We start from the raw sequence: 24,309 nt of genomic DNA on the forward strand, positions 1-24,309 counted from the left end.
TCAGTCGGTGATGCCCTGCTCCCGGGCCCAGCGCAGCAGCTCGACCTCGGCCGAGTCCCGGTCCAGCGGCCCCCGCTCCAGGCGGAGTTCCTTCAGGTGCCGCCAGGCCCGACCGACGATCGGCCCCGGCGGTACGCCGAGCAGCTCCATGATGGCGTTGCCGTCGAGGTCGGGGCGGACCCGGGCGAGGTCCTCCTCGGCCTGGATCCGCGCGATCCGCTCCTCCAGCGCGTCGTAGTCGGCGGCCAGCGCGGCGGCCTTGCGGCGGTTGCGGGTGGTGCAGTCGGACCGGGTCAGCTTGTGTAGCCGGGGCAGCAGGTCACCGGCGTCGGTGACATACCGGCGCACCGCCGAGTCGGTCCACTCGCCCCGGCCGTACCCGTAGAACCGCAGGTGCAGCCCGACCAGCCCGACCACCTGGCCGGTCACGTCCTTCGGGTAACGCAGTGCCTTCATCCGCTGCCTGGTCAGCCGGGCGCCGACCACCTCGTGGTGGTGGAAGCTGACCCGGCCGTCCGGCCCGACCGCCTTGGTGGCCGGCTTGCCGACGTCGTGCATCAGCGCGGCCATCCGGAGTACGAAGTCGCAGCCCGCCTCCTCCAGCCGGACCGCGTTGCCCACCACCGTCAGGGTGTGCTCGTAGACGTCCTTGTGCTGGGCGTGCTCGTCGATCTCCAGTTTCAGCCCGGACAGCTCCGGCAGGAACCGGTCGGCGAGGCCGGTGTCGACAAGCAGTCGCAGCCCGGCGATCGGGTCGGCCCCGCAGAGCAGCTTGGTGAACTCGTCCCGGATCCGCTCGGCGGTGATCCGGTCCAGGTCGGCCGCCATCGCCCGCATCGCCGAACGCACCTCGGGGGCGACGGCGAAGCGCAGCTGCGCGGCGAACCGGGCGGCCCGGAGCATCCGCAGCGGGTCGTCCCCGAACGACTCGGCCGGGGTGCCCGGGGTCCGGATCAGCCGGCCGGCGAGGTCGGCCAGCCCGCCGTGCGGGTCGGTGAACTCGTGTCCGGGCAGGCTGACCGCCATCGCGTTCACGGTGAAGTCGCGCCGCCGCAGGTCGTCGCCGAGGTTGGTGCCGTACCGGACGACCGGGTTCCGGCTCACCTGGTCGTACGACTCGGCGCGGAAGGTGGTGATCTCCAGCCGCAGCCCGTCCCGCTGTGCGCCGATCGTGCCGAACTCGCGCCCGGTCTCCCAGGTCGCCTCGGCCCAGCCCTTGAGCAGCCGCAGCGTCTCGTCCGGGTGCGCGTCGGTGGCGAAGTCGAGGTCGTCGCCGAGCCGGCCGAGCAGGGCGTCCCGGACCGAACCGCCGACCAGGTGCAGCTCGTGGCCGGCCCGGGCGAACCGGCGGCCCAACTCGTCGGCGACCGGCGAGACCCGGAGCAGTTCGGCGACGGCCTTGCGCTGGGCAGCGCTCAGCGCCGACCGGCTGGCGGACGGCGTGCCGGCGGCGCTGTTCGGGGCGGATGTTTCGGACATGGGATCGCCAGCCTACTTAACCGCCCGGAACCTCCCGGCGCCGGGCACGCCGGCCGTGGCGGGTGACCGGATCGAGCGGTGACGCGGCCGGCCCGGCGGGCGGGTGACCGGGTTGACTAAGGTTCCAACAGTGCTGGCGGGTGCCCTGCCCGCCGTACCCCTTGGGAGGCTGACATGGCTGGCGGGCTGTACCGCAGCGCGAACGCCATGCCGGACGGTGTCCCGCCGCCCCAGGACGGCGCCACGCTGATCGGCGCGTCGCCGGCCCTGGAGGGCGCCTCGCCGCCGCCGGAGACCGCCGGCAGCGCCGCCGGCAACAGCGCGATCATGGCGATCGGCAGCCTGGTGAGCCGGGGTACCGGCTTCCTGCGCACCCTGATGCTGACGGCCGCGCTGGGCGCGTTCGCCGTCAACGACGCGTACACCACCGCGTTGTTCATCCCGCAGATGGTCTACGAGTTCCTGCTCGGCGGCATCCTGACCAGCGTGGTGGTGCCGGTGCTGGTACGCCGACGCCGGGTCGACGCCGACGGCGGCCAGGCGTACGCCCAACGCCTGCTCACGCTCGCCGTGCTCGCCCTCGGCGCCGCCCTGGTGCTCGCCATGGTCGCCGCGCCGCTACTGACCTCGATCTACGCCGGGGGACGCGGCGGCGACTACCAGAGCCTCGTCACCAAGCTCTCCTACCTGCTGCTGCCGATCATCTTCTTCGCCGGCCTGAGCGCCCTGGTCGCCGCGGTCCTCAACACCCGCGGGCACTTCGCGGCGCCGATGTGGACACCGATCCTCAACAACCTCGTCATCATCGCCGCCTGTGCGCTGTATATCGCCATCTACGGCGCCCGGATCATCGACCCGGGCCAGATGAGTCCCGGCCGGATCCTGCTGCTCGGCGGTGGAACCCTGCTCGGCATCGTCGTGCAGGCCGTCGGGCTGCTGCCGGCGCTGCGCAAGGTCGGCTTCCGCTGGCGGTGGCGGTTCGACTTCCGGGCGCTGGGCCTGCGCGAGCTGGGCCGGCTCGGCGGCTGGATGTTCTGCTACGTCGCCGTCAACTCGATCGGCCTGGTCGTACTGATCAACCTGCTCAACCAGGTCGACCGGGAGTCGGCCGGGCCGGCGATCTACAACAACGTCTTCCTGCTGCTGATGATGGCGCACGGCATCATCGCGGTCTCGATCATCACCGCCCTGCTGCCCCGGATGAGCGCCGCCGCCGCCGACGGGCGGTTCGGAGACATGGCGGGCGACCTGTCCCGTACGGTCCGGACCGTCACCGCCGTCCTCGCGCCGATCGCGGTCTGCTACGCCGTACTCGCCGAGCCGATCGCGGTGAGCCTCTTCGACTACGGTGCGGCCCGGGGCGATGCCGGGGCCATCTCGCCGGTACTGCTGGTCGCCGCGCTGGCGCTGATCCCGTTCGCGGTCAGCCAGGTCTTCACCTTCGCGTTCTGGGCACTGCCCGACACCCGGATGCCGGCGCTGATCAACATTCCGGTGGTACTGCTCCGGATCCTGGTGCAGGTGCTCGTCTTCGTCGCCTTCTCCACCTCGGTACTCGCCTCCGGCATGATGGCCGGCAACGCCGTCTCGTACGTCGCCGCGGCGGTGATCTCCGCCTGGCTGCTCCGTCCCCGGATCGGCCCGATCGGCCTCCGCGCGATGCTCGACACCTTCGGCCGGGTGGTCGTGGCCGCTCTCGGTGCCACCCTCGTCGGCCTGCTGGTGGTGTGGCTGCTGCCGGGCCAGGCGATCGACAACCGCTGGCTGGGTTTCCTGGAGGTGGCGATGGGCGGCACGGCGATCGGTGCCACCTACATGGGCCTGGCGCTGCTGCTGCGGGTCGAGGAGATAAGCGCGGTGGTCGGCATGGTCCGGCGCCGGCTGGGCCGGTGAGCGGCGGGCCGGTGTGTGTCCCGACCAGACGGTGTGGTGTGACCGACCTGACGCCGTCCGGACGGCGACCCGGTGCTTCCGGATGCCCGCGTCCGGCATACTTCCGGCGCACCCGGGAAGGTGCGGGGTGTCCGCCCACCCCGGACGACGAGAGGGCCGGGTCGGGGACCAAGCCGGCACAGCAGGTAGCAAAGCGTTGAAATCAACCTATAGATTATGAAAAGTACGGGCCATCAGTGGCTGACAGCGGGCGATCCCGCGCGCTTCCCGACACATCCGCCCAGCAGGTTGGCGCACGGGCGCAAGATGGCGTGTCGGGGATCAGTCAGACCCGGGTAAGGTCGCTCTCGACGGGTGCGGCGAGCGCCTAGGCTAGGAGTGCCGGTGGCCGTCCGATTTCCTTCGAGGCGGAGCGGGAAGCCAGATGCCTAGCAGCACGGGTCCATCGATCGACACGATCACCGAGGGAGGACGGGTGACCCAGGTCGGCGAAGGTCAGGAGGCGGACGAGGCGGCTCCGTCCGTGATGACCTTCGGTGCCCCCACCCTCGGTGAGATCCTGGCCGAGCGGTACGAACTCGCCGAGCACATCAACGACGACAGCGCCGGCCGGCAGGTCTGGCGCGGTGTCGACGTGGTGCTGCGCCGGCCGGTCGCCGTGGTGCTGCGCTATCCCGGCGGCGAATCGGCCAAGGAGATGCTCCAGGCCGCGGTGGCGGCCAGCCGGGTGATCCACCCCAACCTGGTCGGCGTCTACGACGCGATCGACGAGGAGGACCGGGCGTACGTCGTCCGCGAGTGGGTGGACGGCCACTCGCTGCGGGAACTCGTCGCCGACGGCGTGCTCGACCCGGCCCGGGCCACCAGCGTCGCGCACGCCGTCTCCGGGGCGATCGCCGCCATCCACGCCACCGGCATGGTGCACGGCAACCTGCACCCCGGCACCGTGATGGTCGCCGACGACGGCCGGGTGGTGCTCGCCGACGCACGCACCGACGGTGCCGACACCCCCGAGACCGACGTACGCGCGGTCGGCGGCATTCTCTACTACGCACTGACCGGCCACTGGCCGCACGCCGAGGCGTCGCTGACCGCCGGCTCGACCCGGCGGTCCCGGTCACCGCTGCCCGACGCGGTACGCGACGCCAGCGGCAGCATCGCCGCTCCCCGGCAGGTCCGCGCCGGCGTTCCCGCCTATCTCGACGACCTCACCATGGACCTGCTCGACTCGCAGCTCGCGGTGCCGTCGTCGGACGTCCTCGCCGCCGAGTTGGGCCGGCTCGACGCCGCCGCCGAGGAGCACTACCTCGACAGCGGACCGCTCCGCTTCACCTCCGGCGACGACGCCGGCCCCGACCTGCCGAGCCACAGCAACCGCAGGATGTTGATCGGGATCGCCGTCCTGCTGGTGCTCGCCCTGGTCGGGCTCTCGCTCGGCATCAACGCGCTGGTCGGCGACAGGGACCCGAACACCGGGCAGGCCGGGCCCACCCCGAGCGCCGGGGTCAGCACCGAGCCCGCCGTCGCCGGTGACCCCGAGCCGCCGGCGGCTCCCCCGCGCAAGGTCACGCTCAAGGGCGACCAGGTCCGGGTGATCGACCCGGACGGCACCCGGAGCGAGCTCGACGAGGTGGAGAAGGCGGTCGACGGGGACGCCAACGAGGGCTGGGAGACCGAGACCTACCGGAACGGGTCGAAGTTCGGCAACAAGAAGTCCGGCATGGGCATCCTGATCAACCTGGGTGAGCCCCGGGAGGTGACGAGCGTGCAGGTGGAGTTCTCCGAGAGCGGCGTCTCCGCCGAGCTCCGCTCGGGCAGCAAGGACTTCCCGGCTACCGCCAGCGGCGACCAGGCGCTCGTCCAGGCGTACAGCACCCGGATCGGCAACGCGTACGAGAAGACCGACAGCACCAAGGTCACGTTCAGCCAGTTCGTCCCCGGCCAGAAGTACCAGTACCTGATGCTGTGGATCACCGACCTGCCGGAGACCGAGCCGGGTGCCGCCCGGTGGAAGGTCGGTGTTCAGGAGATCACGGTCCAGAGTCGGTGAGCCACCGGCCGCCGCAGCGCGTGCGCGACTCGGATATCGTGCGGCCATGACCGGCGGGTTGGGTTCCGACGCTGCCGGCCGGGCCGGTTCGCCCCCCGTCCGCCCCTGGGCGCCGACCGACCCGGCCCGGACGGCGGGCACGACCGTGGGCGCCGCCGACGCACCCGGGGTACGGCTCGACCCGGCCGCCCGGGCTGACGGCGAGCGCAGTGACGCCGAGTTGCTCCGGGCGCACGTCGACGGTGACCGCGACGCCTTCGCGACCCTCTTCCACCGGCACCGGGACCGGCTCTGGGCAGTCGCGCTGCGTACGGTGGCAGACCGCGAGGAGGCCGCGGACGCCCTCCAGGACGCGCTGCTCTCCGCGCACCGTTCGGCGGCCCGGTTCCGGGGCGAGGCGGCCGTCACCACCTGGCTGCACCGCATCGTGGTGAACGCCTGCCTCGACCGGATCCGTCGCCGGCAGGCCCATCCGACCGTCCCCCTGCCGGAGCCCACCCGCCCGCTCGACGGCGCCCGGTGGCAGGGCGGGGTCGAGCCGGCCGCGCCGGCCACCGACCACGACACCACACTCGTGGTGCGGCAGGCGCTCGGGGAACTCCCGATCGAGCAGCGGGCCGCGCTGGTGCTGGTGGACCTGCAGGGCTATCCGGTCGCCGAGGTGGCCGAGATCCTCGGCGTGGCCGAGGGCACCGTGAAGAGCCGCTGCGCCCGGGGACGAGCCAGACTCGCCGTGCTGCTCGGCCATCTCCGGCCCGCGGTCGCCGACGGTCGGGACCCGGCACCGGGTCCCAGGGTGCCCTCGGTCATCGGCGGGAACCTCGGCTCCGGTGGCGACGTCCGATCGGAGCCGGTCCGGCTCGGGGCGGAGAAGCAGACGGCGCCGGGCCGGCGACAGGTGGCACCGGGCCGGCGTGCCGGTCGGGCCGACCAGGACCAGGAGGAATCGTGACCGGGGGCCAGTTCCGGGAGGTCGATCTCGACCTGCTGGCCGACTATGTCGGTGGCGCGCTGGACGGCACCCCGGACGAGATCGAGGTTGCCCGGCTGGTCGACCAGGACCCGGCCTGGGCGGCGGCGTACGCGGACCTCAACGCCGCACTCGACGCGGTGCACCTCGACCTGGCGGGCTGGGCCGCCGAACCTGCCCCGATGCCGGCCCCGGTGCTCGACCGGCTCACCTCGGCGCTCGCCGGTGCGGCCCCGACCAGCTCCACTGGTCCGGCCGGCCGGTTCGACCCGGCCGAGCTGACCGACCCGGCAAAGCCGGCTGACCCGGCCGAGCCGGCAAGCGAAGCGGATCCGGACGACCCGGCGGAGCCGTCGGGCGGTGACTCGACACCGGCCAACGGCGCCCGGTCCGATGCGGCCCGCCCCGGACCGGGACCGTCGAACGGGTCGCCGGGCAGCCCGGCGCATCCCGCCGGCCGCCCCCGCCGGCAACCGTCCGGCGTACCCGCGCAGCCGGTCGGCGGCGGCTCCCAGCGTCCCGGCCGGGCCGGCCGCCGACGGCGCTGGAGCCGGCGGATGGCCGCACCGGTCCTGGTCGCCACCGTGGTCGCCGGCTTCGCCGGGTTCACGGTCAGCCGCCTGGTCGACACCGGCGACAGCGGCGGCGCCTCCGACACGGCGGTCAGCTCCGCCGGGGATGCCGCCGCACCGCAGGGCCTCGGTTCCGGCCCGCCCCGGACCGTGGTCGAACCCTCCGCCGAGCGGCTCCTTTCCACCGGCACCGACTACACCCCCGACTCGTTGCCGGGCACGGTCTCCAGCCTGTCCAGGCAGGGTGGCCCGACCGGGGCGGCCACCACCCAGTCCTCGCCGCGAACCCGGGCCTCCGGTCCCGCCCAGGAGGGCGGCGACCCGTACGCCGCGACGTCCAGCCCGGATTCGGCGACCGCCGACACACCGTGCTGCCTGCCGTTGAAGGCGAACGGCTCGCTGGAGCGGTTGACCGACCGCTCGGTCCTCGCCGCCTGCCTGGACGCGATCGCGGTGGCGCACGCCCAGGGACCGCTCGCGGTCGACCTGGTCGACTACGCCACCTTCGAGGGCCGGGCCGCGCTGGTGGTCGTCTTCACCGACCGCTCGGGAGCCAAGTGGGCCTGGGTGACCGGACCGGACTGCGGTTCGGCCGCCGCCGGTGCCGACGTCACCTACCAGAGCCGGGTAGGGTGAACAGCGCCTCGCCGGTGGTTCCGTCGACGCAGTGAACTCTCTTCAGCCTCGGCCGCGCGGCGCCCCCGCACCGCGTCCGACCCTGCGGGTCCGTTCGACCGCATGGGGAGGTTGCGGAAGGTTCAGTGACATGACCCACCGGATGACCGGCTCGGGAATCCCCGGTTCGTACGATGACGTTCTGGCTTGCAGGTGCCGGTGCCGTACGCGGCCGGCGCTCGGACCGCTGTCGGCGCCTGGCGCCGGGGGCGCAGAGACACACATCGGGAGACGGCAGTGGACGAGGTCCGCAACCTGATCATCATCGGCTCTGGGCCGGCCGGTTACACCGCCGCGGTCTACGCCGCGCGCGCCAATCTCAAACCGCTGGTCATCGAGGGTGTGCAGTCCGGTGGTGCCCTGATGACCACCACCGAGGTGGAGAACTTCCCCGGCTTCGCCGACGGCATCATGGGGCCGGAGCTGATGGACTCGATGCGCAAGCAGGCCGAGCGGTTCGGGGCCGAGTTCGTCACCGACGACGTGACCCGGGTGGAGCTGGTCGACACCGGCGTGCCCGCCTCGGACGCGGTGAGCACGGCGTACGTCGGCGAGACGGCGTACCGGGCGAAGGCGGTCATCCTGAGCACCGGCTCGGCCTGGCGGCCGCTGGGCGTTCCGGGCGAGCAGGAGTACCTCGGGCACGGCGTCTCCTCCTGCGCCACCTGTGACGGCTTCTTCTTCCGGGGCCAGGAGATCGTGGTGGTCGGCGGCGGCGACTCGGCGATGGAGGAGGCCACCTTCCTCACCAAGTTCGCCAGCAAGGTGACGATCGTGCACCGCCGCGACGAGTTCCGGGCCAGCAAGATCATGGCGGACCGTGCCCTCGCCAACGACAAGATCCACGTCGAGTGGAACAGCGTGGTCGAGGAGGTGCTCGGCGCGGACGGCAAGGTCTCCGGCGTACGCCTGCGCAACGCGCACACCGGCGAGGCCAAGACGCTGGAGGTCAGTGGCGTGTTCGTGGCGATCGGCCACGACCCGCGCAGCGAACTCTTCCGGGGCCAGGTGGAGCTGGACGACAACGGCTACGTCAAGGTCGACGCACCGGGTACCCGGACCAACATCCCCGGCGTCTTCGCCGCCGGTGACCTGGTCGACCACACCTACCGCCAGGCGATCACCGCGGCCGGCACCGGCTGTGCCGCCGCCCTGGACGCCGAGCGGTTCCTCGCGACGCTCGAAGAGAACTGAATCACCAGGTACGAAAGCAACCCCCGAGGAGGACTAGTGGGAGCAACAAGCGCCGTCACGGACGCCAACTTCGCCAGTGACGTGCTGCAGTCCGACACGCCGGTACTGGTGGACTTCTGGGCCGAGTGGTGCGGGCCGTGCCGCAAGGTCGACACCCTGCTGGAGGAGATCGCCGGCGAACTGGGGGACAAGGTCCGGATCGTCAAGCTCAACATCGACGACAACCCGGAGACGGCCCGCGCCTACCGGGTGCTGTCGGTGCCGACCCTGACCATGTTCAAGGGCGGCGAGCCGGTCCAGTCCATCGCCGGGGCCCGACCCAAGAGCGACCTGCTCAAGCTCATCGAAACAGCGCTCTAGTCGAGCGACGCCGTAACGAACGGCGCTTCAGCGAGCGACGCCGTAACGCCACGGCACACGTGCCGACGCGCCCGCCTCCGGATCCCGGACGCGGGCGCGTCGGCTTTCCGCCCCCGCGTCGGTATTTCCCGCCTCGCCGCCGACTCTCCCGGTCCTGGCGGTCCCGGCCCCCCGGATGCGTCGAGCACCGGTCGGGCGGGTATATCCGCAGCTCGACAGGGGGTTGGCCGGATACCGTACGGTCAACGACGGACGGGCGGCGAAGTGCCACGGTACGCTCCGGAAGCGTTCCTCCTCGCGGTGGATCGGCGCCCCCGGGTCGGACCCGGTCGAGCGGTCCACCGCGCCGACCGCCGAAGGAGGAGCCGCGAATCGTCCGCCGCCGGACGGTCCCCCGGGCCGATCCGGCACCGCCCGCCCAACCGGGCAGCCAGCCGCAGGCACGCAGAGGAGGTCGTCCGTGCGTCCGATCCGACGTGGTGACCGGGGACGTGCGGTCACCGAGATCCGGGCCGTCCTGGTCGGCCTCGGCCTGCTGCCCGCCGGTGGCCCGCCCGGTGCCGACGAGTTCGAGGCGGAGACCGAACGCGCGGTACGCGCCTTCCAGCAGGACCGTGGACTCAGCGTCGACGGTCAGGTCGGTCCGGAGACCTGGCGGGCACTTGACGCGGCCCGTTGGCGGCTCGGCGCCCGTACCCTCTACCAGGCGATTCCCGACCCGCTGGTCGGCGAGGACGTGCGTACCCTCCAGGAGCGCCTGCTGGAGATGGGCTACGACGTCGGTCGCGCCGACGGCGTCTACGGCGCCCGCACGGCCCGCGCGGTCGCCCAGTTCCAGCGCGAGGTCGGGCTGGCCCCGGACGGTGCCTGCGGTCCGCAGACCATGAACGCGCTGCGCCGGCTCGGCCGGAAGGTGGTCGGCGGCCGACCGACCCTGCTCCGCGAGGCCGACGCGTTCCGGCAGTCCGGTCCGAACCTGGTCGGCAAGGTCATCGTGATCGACCCCGGGCACGACCCGTTCGACCCGGGGATCGTGGTGCAGGACGGCACACTGCGGTGGACCGAGGCGGACCTCGGCTACGACCTCGCGGCCCGGCTGGAGGGTCGACTCGCCGCCGCCGGCATGCGGGTGCACCTGACCCGGGGCCCGGCGCCGGCCGCACCGCTGTCCGACCTCGGCCGGGCCGAGCTGGCCAACGAACTCGGCGGCGACCTGCTCATCTCGCTGCACATCGACGGGCACGCCAACCCGGAGGCCGACGGGGTGGCCACCTACCACTACGGCACCGCCAACGGGGTGACCTCCAGCGTCGGGGAACGGCTGGCCGGGCTGGTCCAGCGGGAGATCGTGGTTCGGACCGGGCTGCGCGACTGCCACACCCACGCGAAGACCTGGGAGCTGCTCCGGCTGACCCGGATGCCGGCGGTACGCGTCGACGTCGGCTACCTCACCTCCCCCACCGACCGGGCGCGGCTGGTCGACCCGCGGTTCCGGGACCGGGTGGTGGACGCCGTCGTCGCCGCGGTGCAGCGGATGTACTTCCCGGTCGAGGAGGACGTGCCGACCGGCTCGATCGACGTCAGCGAGCTACGGGCGATGGTGGCGGCCGGCGCCGCCGCCCACGACTGAACTGCCGGGTCGCGGGTTGCCGGCTGCCCGCCGGTTGCCGGCTTCACCGGCCGGCGGTGCGGGCGGTCAGCCGACGGCCGAGCGGGTCGCGGGGCGTACCGGCCGGAGCAGTCCCTCCGGGCTCATCGAGCCGAGGAGCTTCTCCAGCGCGTACTCGACGTCGGACTTCCAGGACAGCGCGGTACGCAGTTCCAGCCGGAGCCGGGGGAAGCGCGGATGCGGGCGTACCGTCTTGAAGCCGACGGAGAGAAAGTAGTCGGCCGGGGCGACGCAGCCGCCGGCCCCCTCGCCCGCGTCGCCGAACTTCGCGTCGCCGAACGCCTCGATCGCCTTGATGCCCCGTTTCGTCAGGTCCCGGGCGACGCCCTGGACGAGCATCCGGCCCAGCCCGCCGCCGGCGAAGGTGGTGATGATGTGCGCCGTGGTCAGCAGGGCGGCGTCCGCCGAGACCGGTGAGGTGGGGAACGCCATCGACCGGGGGACGTAGGCCGGCGGTGCGTACATCACGAATCCGGCGGGCATTCCGTCGACGTACGCGAGCTTCCCGCAGGAGCCCCACTCGAGCAGGGTCTGCGAGACCCAGGCTTCCTTCTCCAGGCCGGGGTCGCCCGCCTCGCGGGCACGTTCGGCCGCCACCGGATCCAGCTCCCAGTAGACGCACCGGCGGCAGGGGCCGGGTAGGTCTTCGAGCGTGTCGAGGGTCAGACTGACCAGACGTCGCGACATCGGCGCATCCCCACAAATCGTCCCAGGGGTCCAGAAGACCGCAAATATCGCCATCTCCGGCCCCTACCCCCAACGAGTGATCGTACGCCGGAACCTCCCGGCCCGGGAGAGTACGGGACGACTACCCAGCGTTCCGCCCGGTCGGTGGGCCGCCGGCCAGGTCAGCCGGTCCGACATGTGGACGGGCCACTGGGTCGAGAGCCGTTTCGGGTGATCGGGATTACCATCGAACGACGAGCGTCGACCGGCGGAGCTGCCGGCAGCCCACCGCTCCGCCCGCCCGGCGGACTTCCCAGCGGACCGGGACGGAGTGCGGGCGCGACGTTCGAGGTGCGGCGAGGGCACTCGGGCGGGATCAGTCGACCTGTTTCGGGAATGCCTCCGGTGGACCGCCGTGGCCACCACGACCACAGGCACGGCAGCGGGGAGGCGGGACGAGCGGGCGTGCGCACCGCACCGGCGTCCCCGGTCGTGGACGCCGTGACGAGGAGAGAACGCAGCGAGGAGGCGGCATGACCGGCACGACGCTGGACGACTACACGGACCGCTATGCCCGACGGGTACGCGGGATGACAGCCTCGGAGATCCGAGCTCTCTTCGCCGTCGCCAGCCGTCCGGAGGTCGTCTCGCTCGCCGGTGGCGCACCGTACATCGCCGCGTTGCCGCTGGACGCGGTCGGCGAGATGCTGAACAAGCTCGCCGCCGAGCAGGGCACCAGCACGCTCCAGTACGGCATCGGGCAGGGCACCCTCGAGCTACGGGAACGGATCTGCGAGGTGATGACGCTCTCCGGCATCGACGTCGGCTGCGGCGCCTCCCCGGAGGACGTGGTGGTGACCGTCGGCGGGCAGCAGGCACTGGACCTGATCGCCCGGCTCTTCCTCGACCCCGGCGACGTGGTGCTGGCCGAGGGACCCACCTACGTCGGCGCGCTCGGCGTCTTCCAGAGCGCCCAGGCGCAGGTGGTGCACGTCCCGATGGACGACGACGGGCTGATCCCGGAGGCGCTGGAGCTGGCCATCGCCGAGGTTGCCCGCACCGGCCGCCGGGCGAAGTTCCTCTACACCATCCCCACCTTCCAGAACCCGGCCGGCGTGACGCTGAGCGAGGAGCGCCGGGAGCGGGTGCTCGACATCTGCGAGCGGGCCGGGCTGCTGGTGGTCGAGGACGACCCGTACGGCCAGCTCGGTTTCGACCGCGAGGCACCGGCGCCGTTGCGGGCCCGCCGCCGGGACGGCGTCTTCTATCTGAGCACCTTCTCCAAGACCTTCGCGCCGGGACTGCGGGTGGGCTGGGTGCTGGCCCCGCACGCCGTACGCGACAAGCTGGTGATCGCCAGCGAGGCGCAGATCCTCTGCCCGAGCGCATTCGCCCAGGCGGCCGTCACCAGCTACCTGTCGACGATGCCGTGGCGGCAGCAACTCAAGATCTACCGGGAGGTCTACCGGGAGCGCCGGGACGCCATGCTCGACGCCCTCGCCGACTACATGCCGGCCTGCACCACCTGGACCGAGCCGGGTGGCGGCCTCTTCGTCTGGGCGACGCTGCCGGACGGCCTGGACGCCAAGGCGATGATGCCGCGCGCCATCGCCGCCCGGGTCGCCTACGTCCCCGGCACCGGCTTCTTCGCCGACGGCACCGGCGCCGGGCACATGCGGCTCAACTTCTCCTTCCCGCCGCCGGAGCGGATCCGCGAGGGCGTCCGCCGGCTGGCGACGGTGATGGAGCAGGAGACCGCGATGCGCGAGGTCTTCGGCACCGTGTCCGCCCCCGCCCGCCGTCGTGGGCAGGCCGGCGCGGACGTGCCGGGTCCCGACTTGGCATGATCTCCGGCATGGGTACGCACTCAGCCGACAATCCGCTCCGCACCGCCGACTGGCCCGACCTGGTACCCCGGCAGGACGAGCCGGCGGAGCTGCGCGTCCTGGTACTCGCCGGTGGGCTCTCCTACGAGCGGGACGTGTCGCTGAAGTCCGGCCGACGGGTACTCGACGCGCTCCGCTCGGTCGGCGTCGAGGCGGAGCAGCGGGACGCGGACGTGTCGCTGCTGCCGCTGCTCCGGGACGACCCGCCGGACGCGGTGGTGATCGCCCTGCACGGGTCGACCGGCGAGGACGGCTCGCTGCGCGGCGTACTCGACATCTGCGACGTGCCCTACGTCGGCTGTGACGCCCGCTCCTCCCGGCTCGCCTGGGACAAGCCGTCGGCCAAGGCGATGCTCCGGGAGGACGGGATCCCCACCCCGGACTGGGTGGCGCTGCCGCACGACCGGTTCTCCGAACTCGGCGCGGTGGCGGTGCTGGACCGGATCGTCGACCGGCTCGGGCTGCCGCTGATGGTCAAGCCGGCCCAGGGCGGCTCGGGGCTCGGCGCCGCCGTGGTCCGGGACCCGGCCGCGCTGCCGGCGGCGATGGTCGGCTGTTTCGCGTACGACTCGACGGCGCTCGTCGAGCGCTACGTACCCGGGATGGACGTGGCGGTCTCGGTGGTGGATCTCGGCGACGGCCCGCAGGCGCTGCCCGCCGTCGAGATCGTCCCCCGCAACGGTGTCTACGACTACGCCGCCCGGTACACCGCCGGGCTCACCACCTGGCACGCACCGGCCCGACTGTCGGCGGTCGCGGCGGCCCGGGTGGCGGAGACCGCGCTCGCCGCCCACTCCGCGCTCGGGCTGCGCGACCTGTCCCGGGTGGACCTGATCGTCGACGAGGACGACCGGCCGCACGTGCTGGAGGTCAACGTCTCGCCGGGGATGACCGAGACCTCGTTGCTGCCGCTGGCCGTCAACGCCGCCGGTCTCGACTTCGGCGAGCTGCTGCGTACCCTGGTCGCCCGCGCCGCCCAGCGCCGCACCCAGGCCGGCAGCTGACCCGTCGCCGGCCGGTCGGGCCGAGGCGCCGCCGGCCGGCTGGCCTGCCGTGTGGGCGCAGGCAGGGCCGGCCAGCCGTAAGACGGACAGCTATCGGGTCCGGGTGATCGGCTCGCCGCCGGCCTCGGGGTTGACGGCCGGCGCCGATCTCGACGCCGTCTCCGCCTCCTCCGCTGCCCCGGGTTCAGCCGCTCGCTCCGGCATGCTCCCTGCCACCCTGTCCCGTCCGGGGGTGACCGTCCCGCCCGTGGACGTCGCTTCGGCAGCGGTCTCGCTCCTGGCCGCCGCTTCCGTGGGCGTTACCTGCGGGCGAGTCCCGCCCGTCGACGGCGCGTCCGTCAGAGTCGTCCCGCTAGCCGAGTCCGGCGGCGGAGCGGACGCGGGCGATGGTGGCGTCGGCGGCGGGCCGCCGGCCGGCGCCAGATCCGACGATGCCGCACTCACCTGCTGCGCCAGGCCCGAGGACGCCGCAGTCACCTGCTGGGCCAGGCTCGACGGCGCCTGCCACTGGATCCGGGGCGGCTCCGCCAGCGGGCGTCCGCCGAACTCGGCGAGCCAGGCGGCGACGAGGGCCAGATTCTCCCGCCACTGTGCCTCCGGGATCGGGGGCAGGATGTGGTCCCACAGCGACAGGAAGGTGCCGCGCAACTGAAGCTGCCCGTACGGCCGCGCCAGGAACCACAGGTGCAGGTGGGCTGCCCCGTCACCCCAGCGGTTGACGTGCACCCGGGCCACCCCGTCCAGGGACCGCACGGCTCGCTCCAGCCGTACGGTCATCACCCCGAGTTCGGCGGCGAGCAGGTTGGGCAGGTCGCCCAGGTCGAGATGCGAACGTGATTCGAGAATCAGTACCATCGGCAGCCCGGTGGGACGATCCATGGCGCGTACCCGCCAGCGTTCGCTGACCCAGATGTACGCCTCGTCAGGTGCGTTGCAGGAGTGACACTCGCCGGAACCCTCGCCCTTGCGCGGCGGCTCGACCGCTACGGGCTCGTCAAGTTGCTTGACCCGAAAATCGCCTTCGAAAGGGAACGAAGGCCACCTGGTGAAGTCTGGTACAGCGGGAGGGGTGTGGGACACGACGCTGACCCTAACCGAGTTCGGGACCGGTGTCCCTACCCGGTTTCGGCTGTCGATCATCGCGATCGCGCCGCCCTCGCCCGCGCCGCCCGAGCCGTCTCCCGAGGCCCCTCCGGCCGTACGCGGCCGCCGCGCGCGGCGGCGGCCGCCGCTCCCGGTCCCCGGCGTTCGGCGCCGTGATCGCCCTCCTCCACAGAACACGGCCGTCCGCGCCGAGGACCGTCCGGACGGATTTTCACCACCGTCATCCACAGGCCGACACCTCGTTCCACGCGCTGTTTCACGTGAAACCGGGCCACCCTGTGGACAACGCCTGTGGATTACTTTTCGCTCTTCGACAGGCCGGTGGACACCCACGCACCGCCGAAGTTTCCGTCCGCTCTCCGGCACACTCGGCGCGCGCACCGGGGTCGGCGGCACGGACAGGTTTCACGTGAAACCGGCCCGCCCGGTCGACCGGCCGCCGCTGGACGAATGGCCACGGCCCCCGGACTTCCGGGCCGTGGCCATTCTGTGCCCTGTCGAAGGGCCGCGCGTACCGTCCCGTTCCCTGTTTCCTGTTTCAGCGACGGTGGTCGGCCGGTCGAGATCAGCTCGACTCGTCGAGGTCGCCATCCGAGCCGGTCATCCCGATCAGCCCGACGATCCGTTCGAGGTCATCCACTGTGGCGAACTCGATGGTGATCTTCCCCTTGTTGCGACCGATGTCGACCTTGACTCGGGTGTCGAAGCGATCGGAGAGTCGATCGGCCAGATCGGTCAGCCCGGGGGCGTGCACCTTGGCGCGGCGCTTGGCCGGGCTCGGGCGGCTCGGCGAATCCTCGGCCAGCTTTACCACCTCTTCGGTGGCCCGTACCGAGAGCCCTTCGGCCACAATGCGCCGGGCGAGGTCCTCCTGCGCGGACGAACTCTCCAGGCTGAGCAACGCCCGAGCATGTCCGGCGGAGAGCACTCCGGCCGCCACCCGCTTCTGCACCTCCGCCGGGAGGTTCAACAGCCGGATGGTGTTCGAGATCTGCGGGCGGCTCCGGCCGATCCGCCGGGCCAGCTCCTCGTGCGTCGCGCCGAACTCCTCCAGCAGCTGCTGATAGGCGGCCGCCTCTTCCAGCGGGTTGAGGTTGGCCCGGTGGATGTTCTCCAGCAACGCGTCCCGGAGCATCGCGTCGTCCCGGGTGTCCCGGACGATCGCCGGAATCGACTCGCGGCCGACCGCCTGGGCCGCCCGCCAGCGGCGCTCACCCATCACCAGCTCGTACCGGTCGTCGGGAAGCTGGCGTACCACGATCGGCTGGAGGAACCCGACCTCCTGGATCGAGAGCTTGAGTTCCTCCAGTGCCTCCTCGTCGAAGATCTGCCGAGGCTGCTTCGGGTTCGGCACGATCGCGTCGAGCGGGATCTCGGCGAACCGGGCGCCGGGCACGGGCGCCAGTTCCGGCCCGGTCGGCTGGACCGGCGTCTCGGGCACCGGCGCCGTCCAGGACGGTTCCCCGGGCAGGGTCGCGGCGTCCGGTCGAGCGGCCGGCGGCTGCGCGGTCGCCACCCCGGCCGCCGGCTCGGGGGCGGTGGTGGGGATCAGCGCGCCCAGTCCTCGACCCAGCCCGCCCCGCGGACGGTTCTTCATGCCACGCCTCCCGACGTCTCGACCGAGCTATGCATTGCGACCAACGGACTCTTTCACCCCACGCATCGCGATCTCCTGGGCCGCCTCGAAGTAGCTCGTGGCACCCCGCGAACCGGGATCGTAGGTCATCACCGACTGGCCGTAGCTCGGAGCCTCCGAAACCCGGACGTTGCGCGGGATCACCGCCTCCAGCACCTTGTCGCCGAAGTGGTTCCGGACGTCCTGCTCAACGGCGTCAGCCAGCCGGGTACGCCGGTCGTACATGGTGAGCAGGATGGTCGAGACTTCCAGGGTCGGGTTCAGGTGCTGCCGTACCAGGTTGATGTTGTTGATCAGCTGGTTGAGGCCCTCCAGGGCGTAGTACTCGCACTGGATCGGAATCAGCACTTCCTGGGCGGCGCAGAGCGCGTTGACCGTGAGCAGGCCGAGCGAGGGCGGGCAGTCGATGAAGACGTAGTCGAACTCCGTCGGGTGGCCGGCGATGGCTCGGGCGAGGCGGGACTCCCGGGCCACCACCGAGACCAGCTCGATCTCGGCTCCGGCGAGGTCGATGGTGGCCGGTACGCACCACAGGTCGGGGATCCCCTCGACCGCCTGCGCGACCTCGGCCAGCGGCACGTTGTCGATCAGGCAGTCGTAGACGTCCGGAACCCCGGCGTGGTGCGGCACGTTCAACCCGGTGGAGGCGTTCCCCTGCGGATCGAGGTCCACGACGAGGACACGATTTCCGTGCAGCGCCAGGGCCACCGCCAGGTTGACCGTGGTGGTGGTCTTGCCGACGCCTCCCTTCTGGTTCGCCACACACATGATCCGTGGCCGGTCCGGACGAGGCATCGTCACCTCGCCACTCGGGTTCAATATCTGCACAGCGCGCATTGCCTCCATTGCCAACGGGGGATCGTCCTGTTCGCGCGACGGTGTTTCACGTGAAACGTACGCGTCGGACCCGGCGTCCTCGGGGAAGGTCTCCGGTACGGCCGGCGGCGTGTCGGCCGGCGGCGCGGGCTCGGCGACCGGACGGGTTCGAGCCGTGCCGTCGACCTGATCCGTCGCCTCCACCGGGCCGAGCGTCCCGGGGTTGTTGCCGACCGGAGCCACCGGAGCATGCGAACCGGAACGCGGCGCCACCGGTCGCGGCGGAGCGACCGGTGGCTGCGAGGCGACCGGTGGCTGCTGCGAGGCGACCGGTGCTTGCGAGGCGACCGGTGACCGTGGGGCGACCGGTGACTCTGAGGCCACCGGTGGCTGTGGGACGACCGGCTGCTGCGGGGCCACCGATCGCTGCGGGGCGTCCGACACCGGGAACGAGCCGTCCCGGGGCGGCCCGGAGAAGGCGCCGTCCGACGGCGCCGAGAACGTCGGCGCGGTAGCCCTGCCGGCCGGCCTCGGATGTTCCGCGCCGTTGCCCGAGCCGTCCGGACCAGGAGCGCGTACCGGCTGCCGCGGTAGATCCGCTGCGCCCCCGGGGCCAGGCGGTCCCGACGCGAACGGCGACCCCACCGGGGAGTACTCGGGTCCGGCCCGATCCGGAGCGCCGGACGGGGGCACGACTCGGGCGGTACCGCGACTCGGGCCGGGTGGTGCGGCGGAGTCGTACCCGGTCGGTTGGTCACCGGGGCCGTCGCCCTGGCCCGGCGGCCGGACCCGCCCGCTGGCGGACCAACCTTCGTAGTCGGTTTCACGTGAAACATCGGCGCCGCCGGAGTGGTAGCCCCCGGAGTCCGTCATCTCTGGATCCTCATACCTACCGTTGTCATGCACCGTTTCATCCCTGCCAGCTTCGGATGGTGTCGGTCCGGTCAGCGCCCATGCCCGCGCCCTGGGGCGTAGCGTGCGGTCCGGCAAAGAAGCAGCGGAGGCCTGAGGCGCCGCCCGCTGCCCGGTCTACACTATCGACGCGCGGTCAGCCTACGGCCGCTGGGCAAATTGGGCCACGGCTGTCCGTAGGATGAAAACCGGCCGCTCCGGAGGCCTCTCCCCGGGAACCGGCTCTGATCAGCAGATTCGACGTCTCGCTCTGTTGCCGACAATTGTGCCTGCGAGCCGGCCGAACGAGAGGTACGCCACTCCCACCCGGTCCGCTTCTCCCGCCCCGCGACCAACCGGGACGTCTCTCTCGGTCAGCGCGTCGCCGACGCCTCACCGAGGCGGTCCGGCCGGCCTCCGGAGGTCCGGCGCTGCCACGGCTGCGGCACCCGCACCGACGCCATGCCCGCCGCCGTCGCCGCCTGGATGCCGAGGTCGGTGTCCTCGAAGACGAGGCAGAACTCCGGCGGTACGCCCAACAGGCGGGCGGCGAGCAGGAACCCCTCCGGATCGGGCTTGGCTCTCGTGCAGTCCTCGGCGCAGACAAGTACGTCGAACTTCTCCAGCAGACCCAGCGTTTCCAGGGAGGCGGTGACCGACTCCCTGGTGCTCCCGGAGACCACGGCGATCGGAAGTCGCCCGTGCGCCTGGTCGACGTGCTGCCGTACCTCGGGTACGGCGACCAGGCTCGGCAGCAGCTCCTGGTAGTGGTCCTCCCGGCGTCGGTCCACCACCTCCGGCGGCATGGCCAGACCCTGTCGCTCGTTGAGCGTGGCGATGATGTCGAGCACCGTCCGGCCACCCCAGGCGTAGAAGAGCTTCTCCGGGAGGTCGCAGTTCCACTCCGCCAGCGCCCGCTGCCAGGCGACGTGGTGCAGCGGCATCGAGTCGGCGACGGTGCCGTCGCAGTCGAAGAGGTAGGCCCGAAACTCGCCGGACGGCAGGGGCAGCGTCACCGGCCCAGGGTACAGCCGCCGAATAGCGTCGCCGAACCACCAACCGACGGGCGTCCACCCGCCACGCGCCAGCGCCCGGCAGCCGCGAACCGGCCGGCGCCGACGAGCCACCAGTGTGGCAGCCACCGAACCGACGATGGCCGGCAAGCCACGAGCGGCAGCCGGCCGGCATCGGCATCGGCATCGGCATCGGCATCGGCATCGGCATCGTGCTAGCGCCGGCGCCAGCACCGGCAAGGTGCTAGCGGGACGTACCGTCGCGTCGCCCGCCCGCCGCACCGGGAGCCGCCGGGCGGGCGGCGCCGTCCCGTACCACCTCGACCACGGTCGTCGGCGGGTCGACCACTCCCACGCCGGCCTGCCGGACGACCGGCGTGGAGCCGCCCAGCCGGCGTACCGCCGAGGTGTGCTCGGCCACCTCCTCGGCGGCGCTGGCTCCCTTGAGCGCCAGCAGCCGCCCACCGGGCAGGGCGAGCGGAAGACACCACCGGGCGAGCCGGTCGAGTGGGGCGACGGCGCGGGCCGTGACGACGTCCGCCGGCACCGGCAGCTCGGCCGGGAGGTTCGCCAGCTCCACCGGCTCGCCGGGCGACGCCGCCGCCGGTTCGGCGGACCGGCCGGCCCGGCGACGCCGGCCACCCGCACCCCGGCGGGCGGCCAGTTCCTCGGCCCGGGCCCGGACCACCGTGACGCGCTCGGTGAGGTCGAGCGTGCTGACCGCCTCGGCCAGGAACACCGCCCGCCGGGCCAGCGGCTCGACCAGCGTGACGGTCAGGTCCGGCCGGGCGATCGCCAGGACGATCCCGGGCAGCCCGGCACCGGATCCCACGTCCACTATGGACACACCGGACGGTAGCAGTTCCACAAGCGCGGCGCAGTTGAGCAGGTGCCGGTCCCAGATCCGGGGCGTCTCGCGGGGGCCGATCAGGCCACGCAGCACTCCGGGCCCGGCCAGCAGTTCCGCGTACGCGGCAGCGAGCGGAAGCCGGTCCGCGAAGAGGGTACGGGCCGGCTCGGCGAGTTCGGCGGGCAGCGGTACGGCCGGCGAGTCGTCGCCCCCGGTCCGGACAGGCGCCGGCCCGGGCGGCGGTTCGCCACCCGGGCCGGAAACGGGTCGGTACGCCATGGACCGCTCAGTCGACCGGGCGGACGACGATCCGGCGGTTCGGCTCCACGCCCTCGGACTCGCTCTCCACTCCGGCAATCGCGTTGACCACGTCGTGCACGCACTTGCGCTCGAACGCGGACATCGGCTCCAGCCGGACCGCCTCACCGTGCTGCTTGACCTTCTCGACCGCGTTCTTGGCCACCGCGGAGAGCTCCTTGCGGCGGGTCGCCCGGTAGCCGCCGACGTCCAGCAGCAGCCGGCTCGGCGTGCCGGTCTGCCGGAACACCGCGAGCCGGGTCAGCTCCTGGAGCGCCTCCAGGGTGGCGCCGCGCTGTCCGACGAGCGCCTGCAACCGCCCGCCGACGACCTCCACCACCGGTCGCCCGGCGGAGACCAGTTCGTCGATGTCGCCGTCGTAGTCGAGGATGTCGAGCAGTCCCTCAACGTAGTCGGCGGCGATCTCGCTCTGCCGGAACAGGTCGGCGTCGCTTGTCGCCGCGGCCGGCTTCCCGCCGTTGCTGGCCCGCCCCACCACGTCGGCGTCGCCAGCCTCGTCGTCGGCGTCGTCAGCCTCGTCCTCGTCGGTCTCGTCGTCGGTCTCGTCGCCGTCGACATCGTCGTCGTCCCGCGCCGGACCGGTGTCCGCGCTCTGCCCGGCAACCGCGACGGCCTCGGTGGTCTCGGCGTCCGCGGGCGAGCCCGCCGGTACGGCCGAATCGGTGTCGCCGATGGGCTGCTCGGCGCGCGGAATACTGGTGTCGGTCACCGTCTCATCTCCGTACTCTCTCGGCCGGACCGTACGGTCCCGCTGGTTTCCCGAGGCCCGGCGGGAGATCGCCGAGTGCCACGGGCACGTCTTTCCGGGCAACGGTGCCCGTCGTCGCGGGGCGCGGCGGATTCCGGTCCGGCGCCAGCGCTGGTGGCAGCACGGCCCGAAGTCCCACCGGGCCACCGACCGACACTTGCGGGCGGTGGCCGGTCCGCGTCAACCCTGACGCTTCGCCGGGCGCCCCTTCTTGGGGTTGACCGGCTTGGCGCCCGGTTTCGGGGCGAGCGCCCTGGTGTCGACGGCCGGCTTCTCCGGCTGCGCACCGTTGGCCTTGGAGCGGCCGAACCGGCCGGCGGGCTTGGCCGGCTTGCCGGGCTGCACCGGGTTGCGGGAGTCGGTGCCCTTCCGGCCGCCGCCGGTGCCTCCGGTGGTGGTACGCCGCGACTCGCCCGGCTTCGGCAGCTTGCCGGCGTTCTGCTGCTGCGGTGGCGGGTACTTGCGGAGCACCCACTGCTGCTGGCCGAGGGTGAAGAGGTTGTTGGTGACCCAGTAGATGACCACGCCGATCGGAAAGATCGCCCCGGAGACCAGCAGCGAGGCGGGGATGCCGTAGAGCATCAGCCGCTGGATCATGCGCTGCTGCGGGTCCTCGGCCCAGCCGGTCTTCAGGATCATCTGCCGGCTGGTCAGGTAGGTGGTGGCGATCATGATGGCCACCAGTACGCCGGCCAGGATCTTCACCGAGGCGCCGCTGGCGTTCAGCCGGGCCAGCTCCGCCGCGCTGGAGCCGAACTTGCCGGCGATCGGCACGTCGAAGAGCCGGGCGTGGGTGGCGCTCTCGAACTGCTCGACGGTCCAGCCATACCGGGTCTTGCCCTCGTTCGCCGGGTCGAGCCGGCGGAGCACGTGGAAGAGGCCGATGAAGACCGGAGCCTGCAGGAAGATCGGAAGGCAACCCATCAGCGGGTTGGCCTTCTCCTTCCGGTAGAGCTCCATCATCTCCTTCTGGAGCGTCTCCCGGTCACCCTTGTGCTTCTCCTGGAGCGCCTTCAGCTGCGGCTGGATCGCCTGCATCGCGCGCTGCGACTTGATCTGCTTGACGAAGATCGGAAAGAGGATCACCCGCAGGGTGACCACCAGGAAGATGATCGCCAGGATCCAGGACCAGTTGGTGCCCAGGACCGCCCCCGCCGAGACCCCGATGGCGTCCCAGGCAGAGTGCCAGAGCAGCAGGATCCACGAGATCGCCCAGTAGATCCAGTCGAGACTCAATTCGGGGCTCCAGTCACATCGGCATGGCGGCGTGCGCCCGGCTCCGGCACCGGGTCATATCCACCGGGGTGGAAGGGATGGCAGCGCGACAACCGCCGGACCGCCAGCACGGTCCCCCGGAGCGCACCGTGCCGCGCGACCGCCTCCAGGGCGTACGCGCTGCACGACGGGTAGAACCGACAGCGGGCCGGCAGCGCCGGGCTTATCCAACGACGGTACGCGACGATGGCTCCGGCCAGCACTCGGGCGCCGGGTGTCATCCCGGGCGTACCGTCGGGCGCCGTCGTCATCGGGACCGCCGGGCGGACTTCCGGGGGGCCAGTGCCGCCGCGAGCGCGGCGTCCAGGTCGGCACCGAGCCGGGTGTACGAGGATTCGGCGGCGGCGGGCAGTGCGCGTACCACCAGGGTGCTGCCGGGGGGCAGGGCCGGCAGCCGGTCGCGGACCAGGTGCCGCAGGCGACGCCGGACGCTGTTCCGGACGACCGCGCCGCCGACCGCCTTGGAGACGACGAAGCCGGCCCGGGCGGGCGCGGGCTCGTGTCCCGCGCCGGTGCTCCGAACCGGCTCCGATGCCGTTCTGGTCCTGGCAGAAGCAGTCGCAGGGGAAGCGGGTGTGGGGGAGGCAGGTGTGCCGGCCTGGTCGAGATGGACCACGACGGATCCTCGACCGGCCCGGCGCCCACCCCGGATCGCCGCGGCGAAGTCACTGCTGCGCCGCAGTCGCTGTGCGGCCGCCAGCACGACTGCCTACATCCCCGGACCGGCCCTGCCAGCCGTCAGGCCGACAGGCGGGTGCGACCCTTGCCACGGCGGGCCGAGATGATGGCGCGGCCAGCCCGGGTGCGCATGCGCAGCCGGAAGCCGTGGGTCTTCGCGCGCCGGCGGGTGTTCGGCTGGAAGGTGCGCTTGCTCACGTCAGGCTCTCCGTCGTCGTACGCCCCGCCTCGTGTCGCGGCGGGGTCGGATGATTGTCTGGCGTCGGGCGCCGGAACGGCCACGTGTCAATGCCGTCCAGGCAACAACCACGGCCCGTGCCGGGCCGCGGTCATACGACTCTCATCACCCTAGCAGAGGGCGACAGAGCAACCCTTGGAGCCTACGCAGCCCGACAACCCCCGTCAAACATCATGATCGTCGACCGAACCGACTTCCACCGACGGTGGCCGGAGACGTCCGCTCCGACCACCGGGTTCCGGTACGGGGGCACAGCCCCGGACCGGCGATCGGCGGGGGTTTTCGCTGATGTCGAGAGGGTCCCGGCGGGGCCAACGGTTGAAG

At 72.3% G+C, this 24,309-nt stretch carries 21 protein-coding genes; 9 read left to right on the forward strand and 12 right to left on the reverse strand.

Going from position 1 to position 24,309, the window contains the following annotated elements:
* Positions 1 to 1,479 carry a CCA tRNA nucleotidyltransferase gene (locus O7626_RS34275; RefSeq protein WP_278065129.1) on the reverse strand — a complete coding sequence of 493 codons (1,479 nt, stop codon included), beginning with the start codon at positions 1,477 to 1,479 and terminating at the stop codon, positions 1 to 3.
* A 174-nt stretch (positions 1,480 to 1,653) separates the two neighbouring features.
* Here O7626_RS34275 and murJ point away from each other — a divergent pair, with 174 nt between their 5' ends.
* The 7 genes from murJ (at position 1,654) to O7626_RS34310 (ending at position 10,823) form a co-directional block, all read left to right on the forward strand.
* Entirely contained in the window at positions 1,654 to 3,372 is a 1,719-nt protein-coding gene (gene murJ, locus O7626_RS34280) for a murein biosynthesis integral membrane protein MurJ (RefSeq protein WP_278065130.1), read from the forward strand.
* Positions 3,373 to 3,796: 424 nt separating this feature from the next.
* On the forward strand, positions 3,797 to 5,422 hold the full coding sequence (locus O7626_RS34285; protein WP_278065131.1) for a protein kinase family protein: 1,626 nt from the start codon (positions 3,797 to 3,799) through the stop codon (positions 5,420 to 5,422).
* Positions 5,423 to 5,468: 46 nt separating this feature from the next.
* Entirely contained in the window at positions 5,469 to 6,374 is a 906-nt protein-coding gene (sigM, locus tag O7626_RS34290; protein WP_347404826.1) for an RNA polymerase sigma factor SigM, read from the forward strand.
* The gene (locus tag O7626_RS34295; RefSeq protein ID WP_278065132.1) at positions 6,371 to 7,600 is read left to right on the forward strand and encodes a hypothetical protein; all 1,230 of its coding nucleotides are present in this window, start codon (positions 6,371 to 6,373) and stop codon (positions 7,598 to 7,600) included. Before sigM ends, O7626_RS34295 begins: the two co-directional genes overlap by 4 nt.
* Before the next feature lie 276 nt (positions 7,601 to 7,876).
* Positions 7,877 to 8,833 (forward strand): thioredoxin-disulfide reductase, encoded by a 957-nt coding sequence (trxB, locus tag O7626_RS34300; RefSeq protein ID WP_278065133.1) that lies wholly within the window; start codon positions 7,877 to 7,879, stop codon positions 8,831 to 8,833.
* A 36-nt stretch (positions 8,834 to 8,869) separates the two neighbouring features.
* Entirely contained in the window at positions 8,870 to 9,193 is a 324-nt protein-coding gene (gene trxA / locus O7626_RS34305) for a thioredoxin (RefSeq protein ID WP_278065134.1), read from the forward strand.
* Positions 9,194 to 9,653: 460 nt separating this feature from the next.
* The gene (locus tag O7626_RS34310; RefSeq protein ID WP_278065135.1) at positions 9,654 to 10,823 is read left to right on the forward strand and encodes a peptidoglycan-binding protein; all 1,170 of its coding nucleotides are present in this window, start codon (positions 9,654 to 9,656) and stop codon (positions 10,821 to 10,823) included.
* Positions 10,824 to 10,889: 66 nt separating this feature from the next.
* Here the strand turns inward: O7626_RS34310 and O7626_RS34315 are convergent, their stop codons facing one another.
* A complete protein-coding gene (locus O7626_RS34315; RefSeq protein ID WP_278065136.1) occupies positions 10,890 to 11,549 on the reverse strand; it encodes a GNAT family N-acetyltransferase in 660 nt (219 codons plus the stop codon).
* Positions 11,550 to 12,061: 512 nt separating this feature from the next.
* On the opposite strand from O7626_RS34315, the gene O7626_RS34320 reads away from it, so the two are divergent.
* On the forward strand, positions 12,062 to 13,375 hold the full coding sequence (locus O7626_RS34320; protein WP_278065137.1) for a PLP-dependent aminotransferase family protein: 1,314 nt from the start codon (positions 12,062 to 12,064) through the stop codon (positions 13,373 to 13,375).
* 8 nt (positions 13,376 to 13,383) lie between these two features.
* Positions 13,384 to 14,418, forward strand: coding sequence for a D-alanine--D-alanine ligase (locus O7626_RS34325; RefSeq protein WP_278065138.1), 1,035 nt, complete (start codon positions 13,384 to 13,386; stop codon positions 14,416 to 14,418).
* 90 nt (positions 14,419 to 14,508) lie between these two features.
* On the opposite strand, the gene O7626_RS34330 is transcribed toward O7626_RS34325, so the two are convergent.
* From O7626_RS34330 to rpmH, 10 genes are all read right to left on the reverse strand, one after another.
* Positions 14,509 to 15,558: a hypothetical protein gene (locus O7626_RS34330; protein WP_278065139.1), complete on the reverse strand. Its 1,050-nt coding sequence runs from the start codon at positions 15,556 to 15,558 to the stop codon at positions 14,509 to 14,511.
* 529 nt (positions 15,559 to 16,087) lie between these two features.
* Complete coding sequence (locus tag O7626_RS34335) at positions 16,088 to 17,119, reverse strand: ParB/RepB/Spo0J family partition protein (protein WP_278065140.1); 1,032 nt, start codon at positions 17,117 to 17,119, stop codon at positions 16,088 to 16,090.
* Between the two features lie 27 nt (positions 17,120 to 17,146).
* The gene (locus tag O7626_RS34340; protein WP_347404827.1) at positions 17,147 to 18,394 is read right to left on the reverse strand and encodes a ParA family protein; all 1,248 of its coding nucleotides are present in this window, start codon (positions 18,392 to 18,394) and stop codon (positions 17,147 to 17,149) included.
* Between the two features lie 845 nt (positions 18,395 to 19,239).
* Positions 19,240 to 19,881, reverse strand: a complete 642-nt coding sequence (locus tag O7626_RS34345; RefSeq protein ID WP_278065141.1) for an HAD family phosphatase — start codon at positions 19,879 to 19,881, stop codon at positions 19,240 to 19,242.
* A 241-nt stretch (positions 19,882 to 20,122) separates the two neighbouring features.
* Positions 20,123 to 21,007: a 16S rRNA (guanine(527)-N(7))-methyltransferase RsmG gene (locus tag O7626_RS34350; protein ID WP_278065142.1), complete on the reverse strand. Its 885-nt coding sequence runs from the start codon at positions 21,005 to 21,007 to the stop codon at positions 20,123 to 20,125.
* Between the two features lie 7 nt (positions 21,008 to 21,014).
* Entirely contained in the window at positions 21,015 to 21,755 is a 741-nt protein-coding gene (locus tag O7626_RS41620; RefSeq protein ID WP_347404828.1) for a R3H domain-containing nucleic acid-binding protein, read from the reverse strand.
* 219 nt (positions 21,756 to 21,974) lie between these two features.
* Positions 21,975 to 23,030: a membrane protein insertase YidC gene (gene yidC, locus O7626_RS34360; RefSeq protein WP_278065143.1), complete on the reverse strand. Its 1,056-nt coding sequence runs from the start codon at positions 23,028 to 23,030 to the stop codon at positions 21,975 to 21,977.
* Positions 23,027 to 23,320 (reverse strand): membrane protein insertion efficiency factor YidD, encoded by a 294-nt coding sequence (gene yidD, locus O7626_RS34365; RefSeq protein WP_278065144.1) that lies wholly within the window; start codon positions 23,318 to 23,320, stop codon positions 23,027 to 23,029. Before yidD ends, yidC begins: the two co-directional genes overlap by 4 nt.
* Entirely contained in the window at positions 23,317 to 23,772 is a 456-nt protein-coding gene (gene rnpA / locus O7626_RS34370) for a ribonuclease P protein component (protein ID WP_278065145.1), read from the reverse strand. Before rnpA ends, yidD begins: the two co-directional genes overlap by 4 nt.
* A 35-nt stretch (positions 23,773 to 23,807) precedes the next feature.
* Positions 23,808 to 23,945 carry a 50S ribosomal protein L34 gene (gene rpmH / locus O7626_RS34375; RefSeq protein WP_278065146.1) on the reverse strand — a complete coding sequence of 46 codons (138 nt, stop codon included), beginning with the start codon at positions 23,943 to 23,945 and terminating at the stop codon, positions 23,808 to 23,810.
* Between the last annotated feature and the right edge of the window lie 364 nt (positions 23,946 to 24,309).

It is taken from the genome of Micromonospora sp. WMMD1102, assembly GCF_029626265.1.
GTDB lineage: Bacteria > Actinomycetota > Actinomycetes > Mycobacteriales > Micromonosporaceae > Plantactinospora.

Coding starts and splice junctions, on each gene's coding strand:
- O7626_RS34275 (WP_278065129.1), bottom strand. CDS start 1,479: ATGTCCGAAACATCCGCCCCGAACAGCGCCGCCGGCACGCCGTCCGCC.
- murJ (WP_278065130.1), top strand. CDS start 1,654: ATGGCTGGCGGGCTGTACCGCAGCGCGAACGCCATGCCGGACGGTGTC.
- O7626_RS34285 (WP_278065131.1), top strand. CDS start 3,797: ATGCCTAGCAGCACGGGTCCATCGATCGACACGATCACCGAGGGAGGA.
- sigM (WP_347404826.1), top strand. CDS start 5,469: ATGACCGGCGGGTTGGGTTCCGACGCTGCCGGCCGGGCCGGTTCGCCC.
- O7626_RS34315 (WP_278065136.1), bottom strand. CDS start 11,549: ATGTCGCGACGTCTGGTCAGTCTGACCCTCGACACGCTCGAAGACCTA.
- O7626_RS34320 (WP_278065137.1), top strand. CDS start 12,062: ATGACCGGCACGACGCTGGACGACTACACGGACCGCTATGCCCGACGG.
- O7626_RS34325 (WP_278065138.1), top strand. CDS start 13,384: ATGGGTACGCACTCAGCCGACAATCCGCTCCGCACCGCCGACTGGCCC.
- O7626_RS34330 (WP_278065139.1), bottom strand. CDS start 15,558: ATGATCGACAGCCGAAACCGGGTAGGGACACCGGTCCCGAACTCGGTT.
- O7626_RS34335 (WP_278065140.1), bottom strand. CDS start 17,119: ATGAAGAACCGTCCGCGGGGCGGGCTGGGTCGAGGACTGGGCGCGCTG.
- O7626_RS34350 (WP_278065142.1), bottom strand. CDS start 21,007: ATGGCGTACCGACCCGTTTCCGGCCCGGGTGGCGAACCGCCGCCCGGG.
- yidD (WP_278065144.1), bottom strand. CDS start 23,320: ATGACGACGGCGCCCGACGGTACGCCCGGGATGACACCCGGCGCCCGA.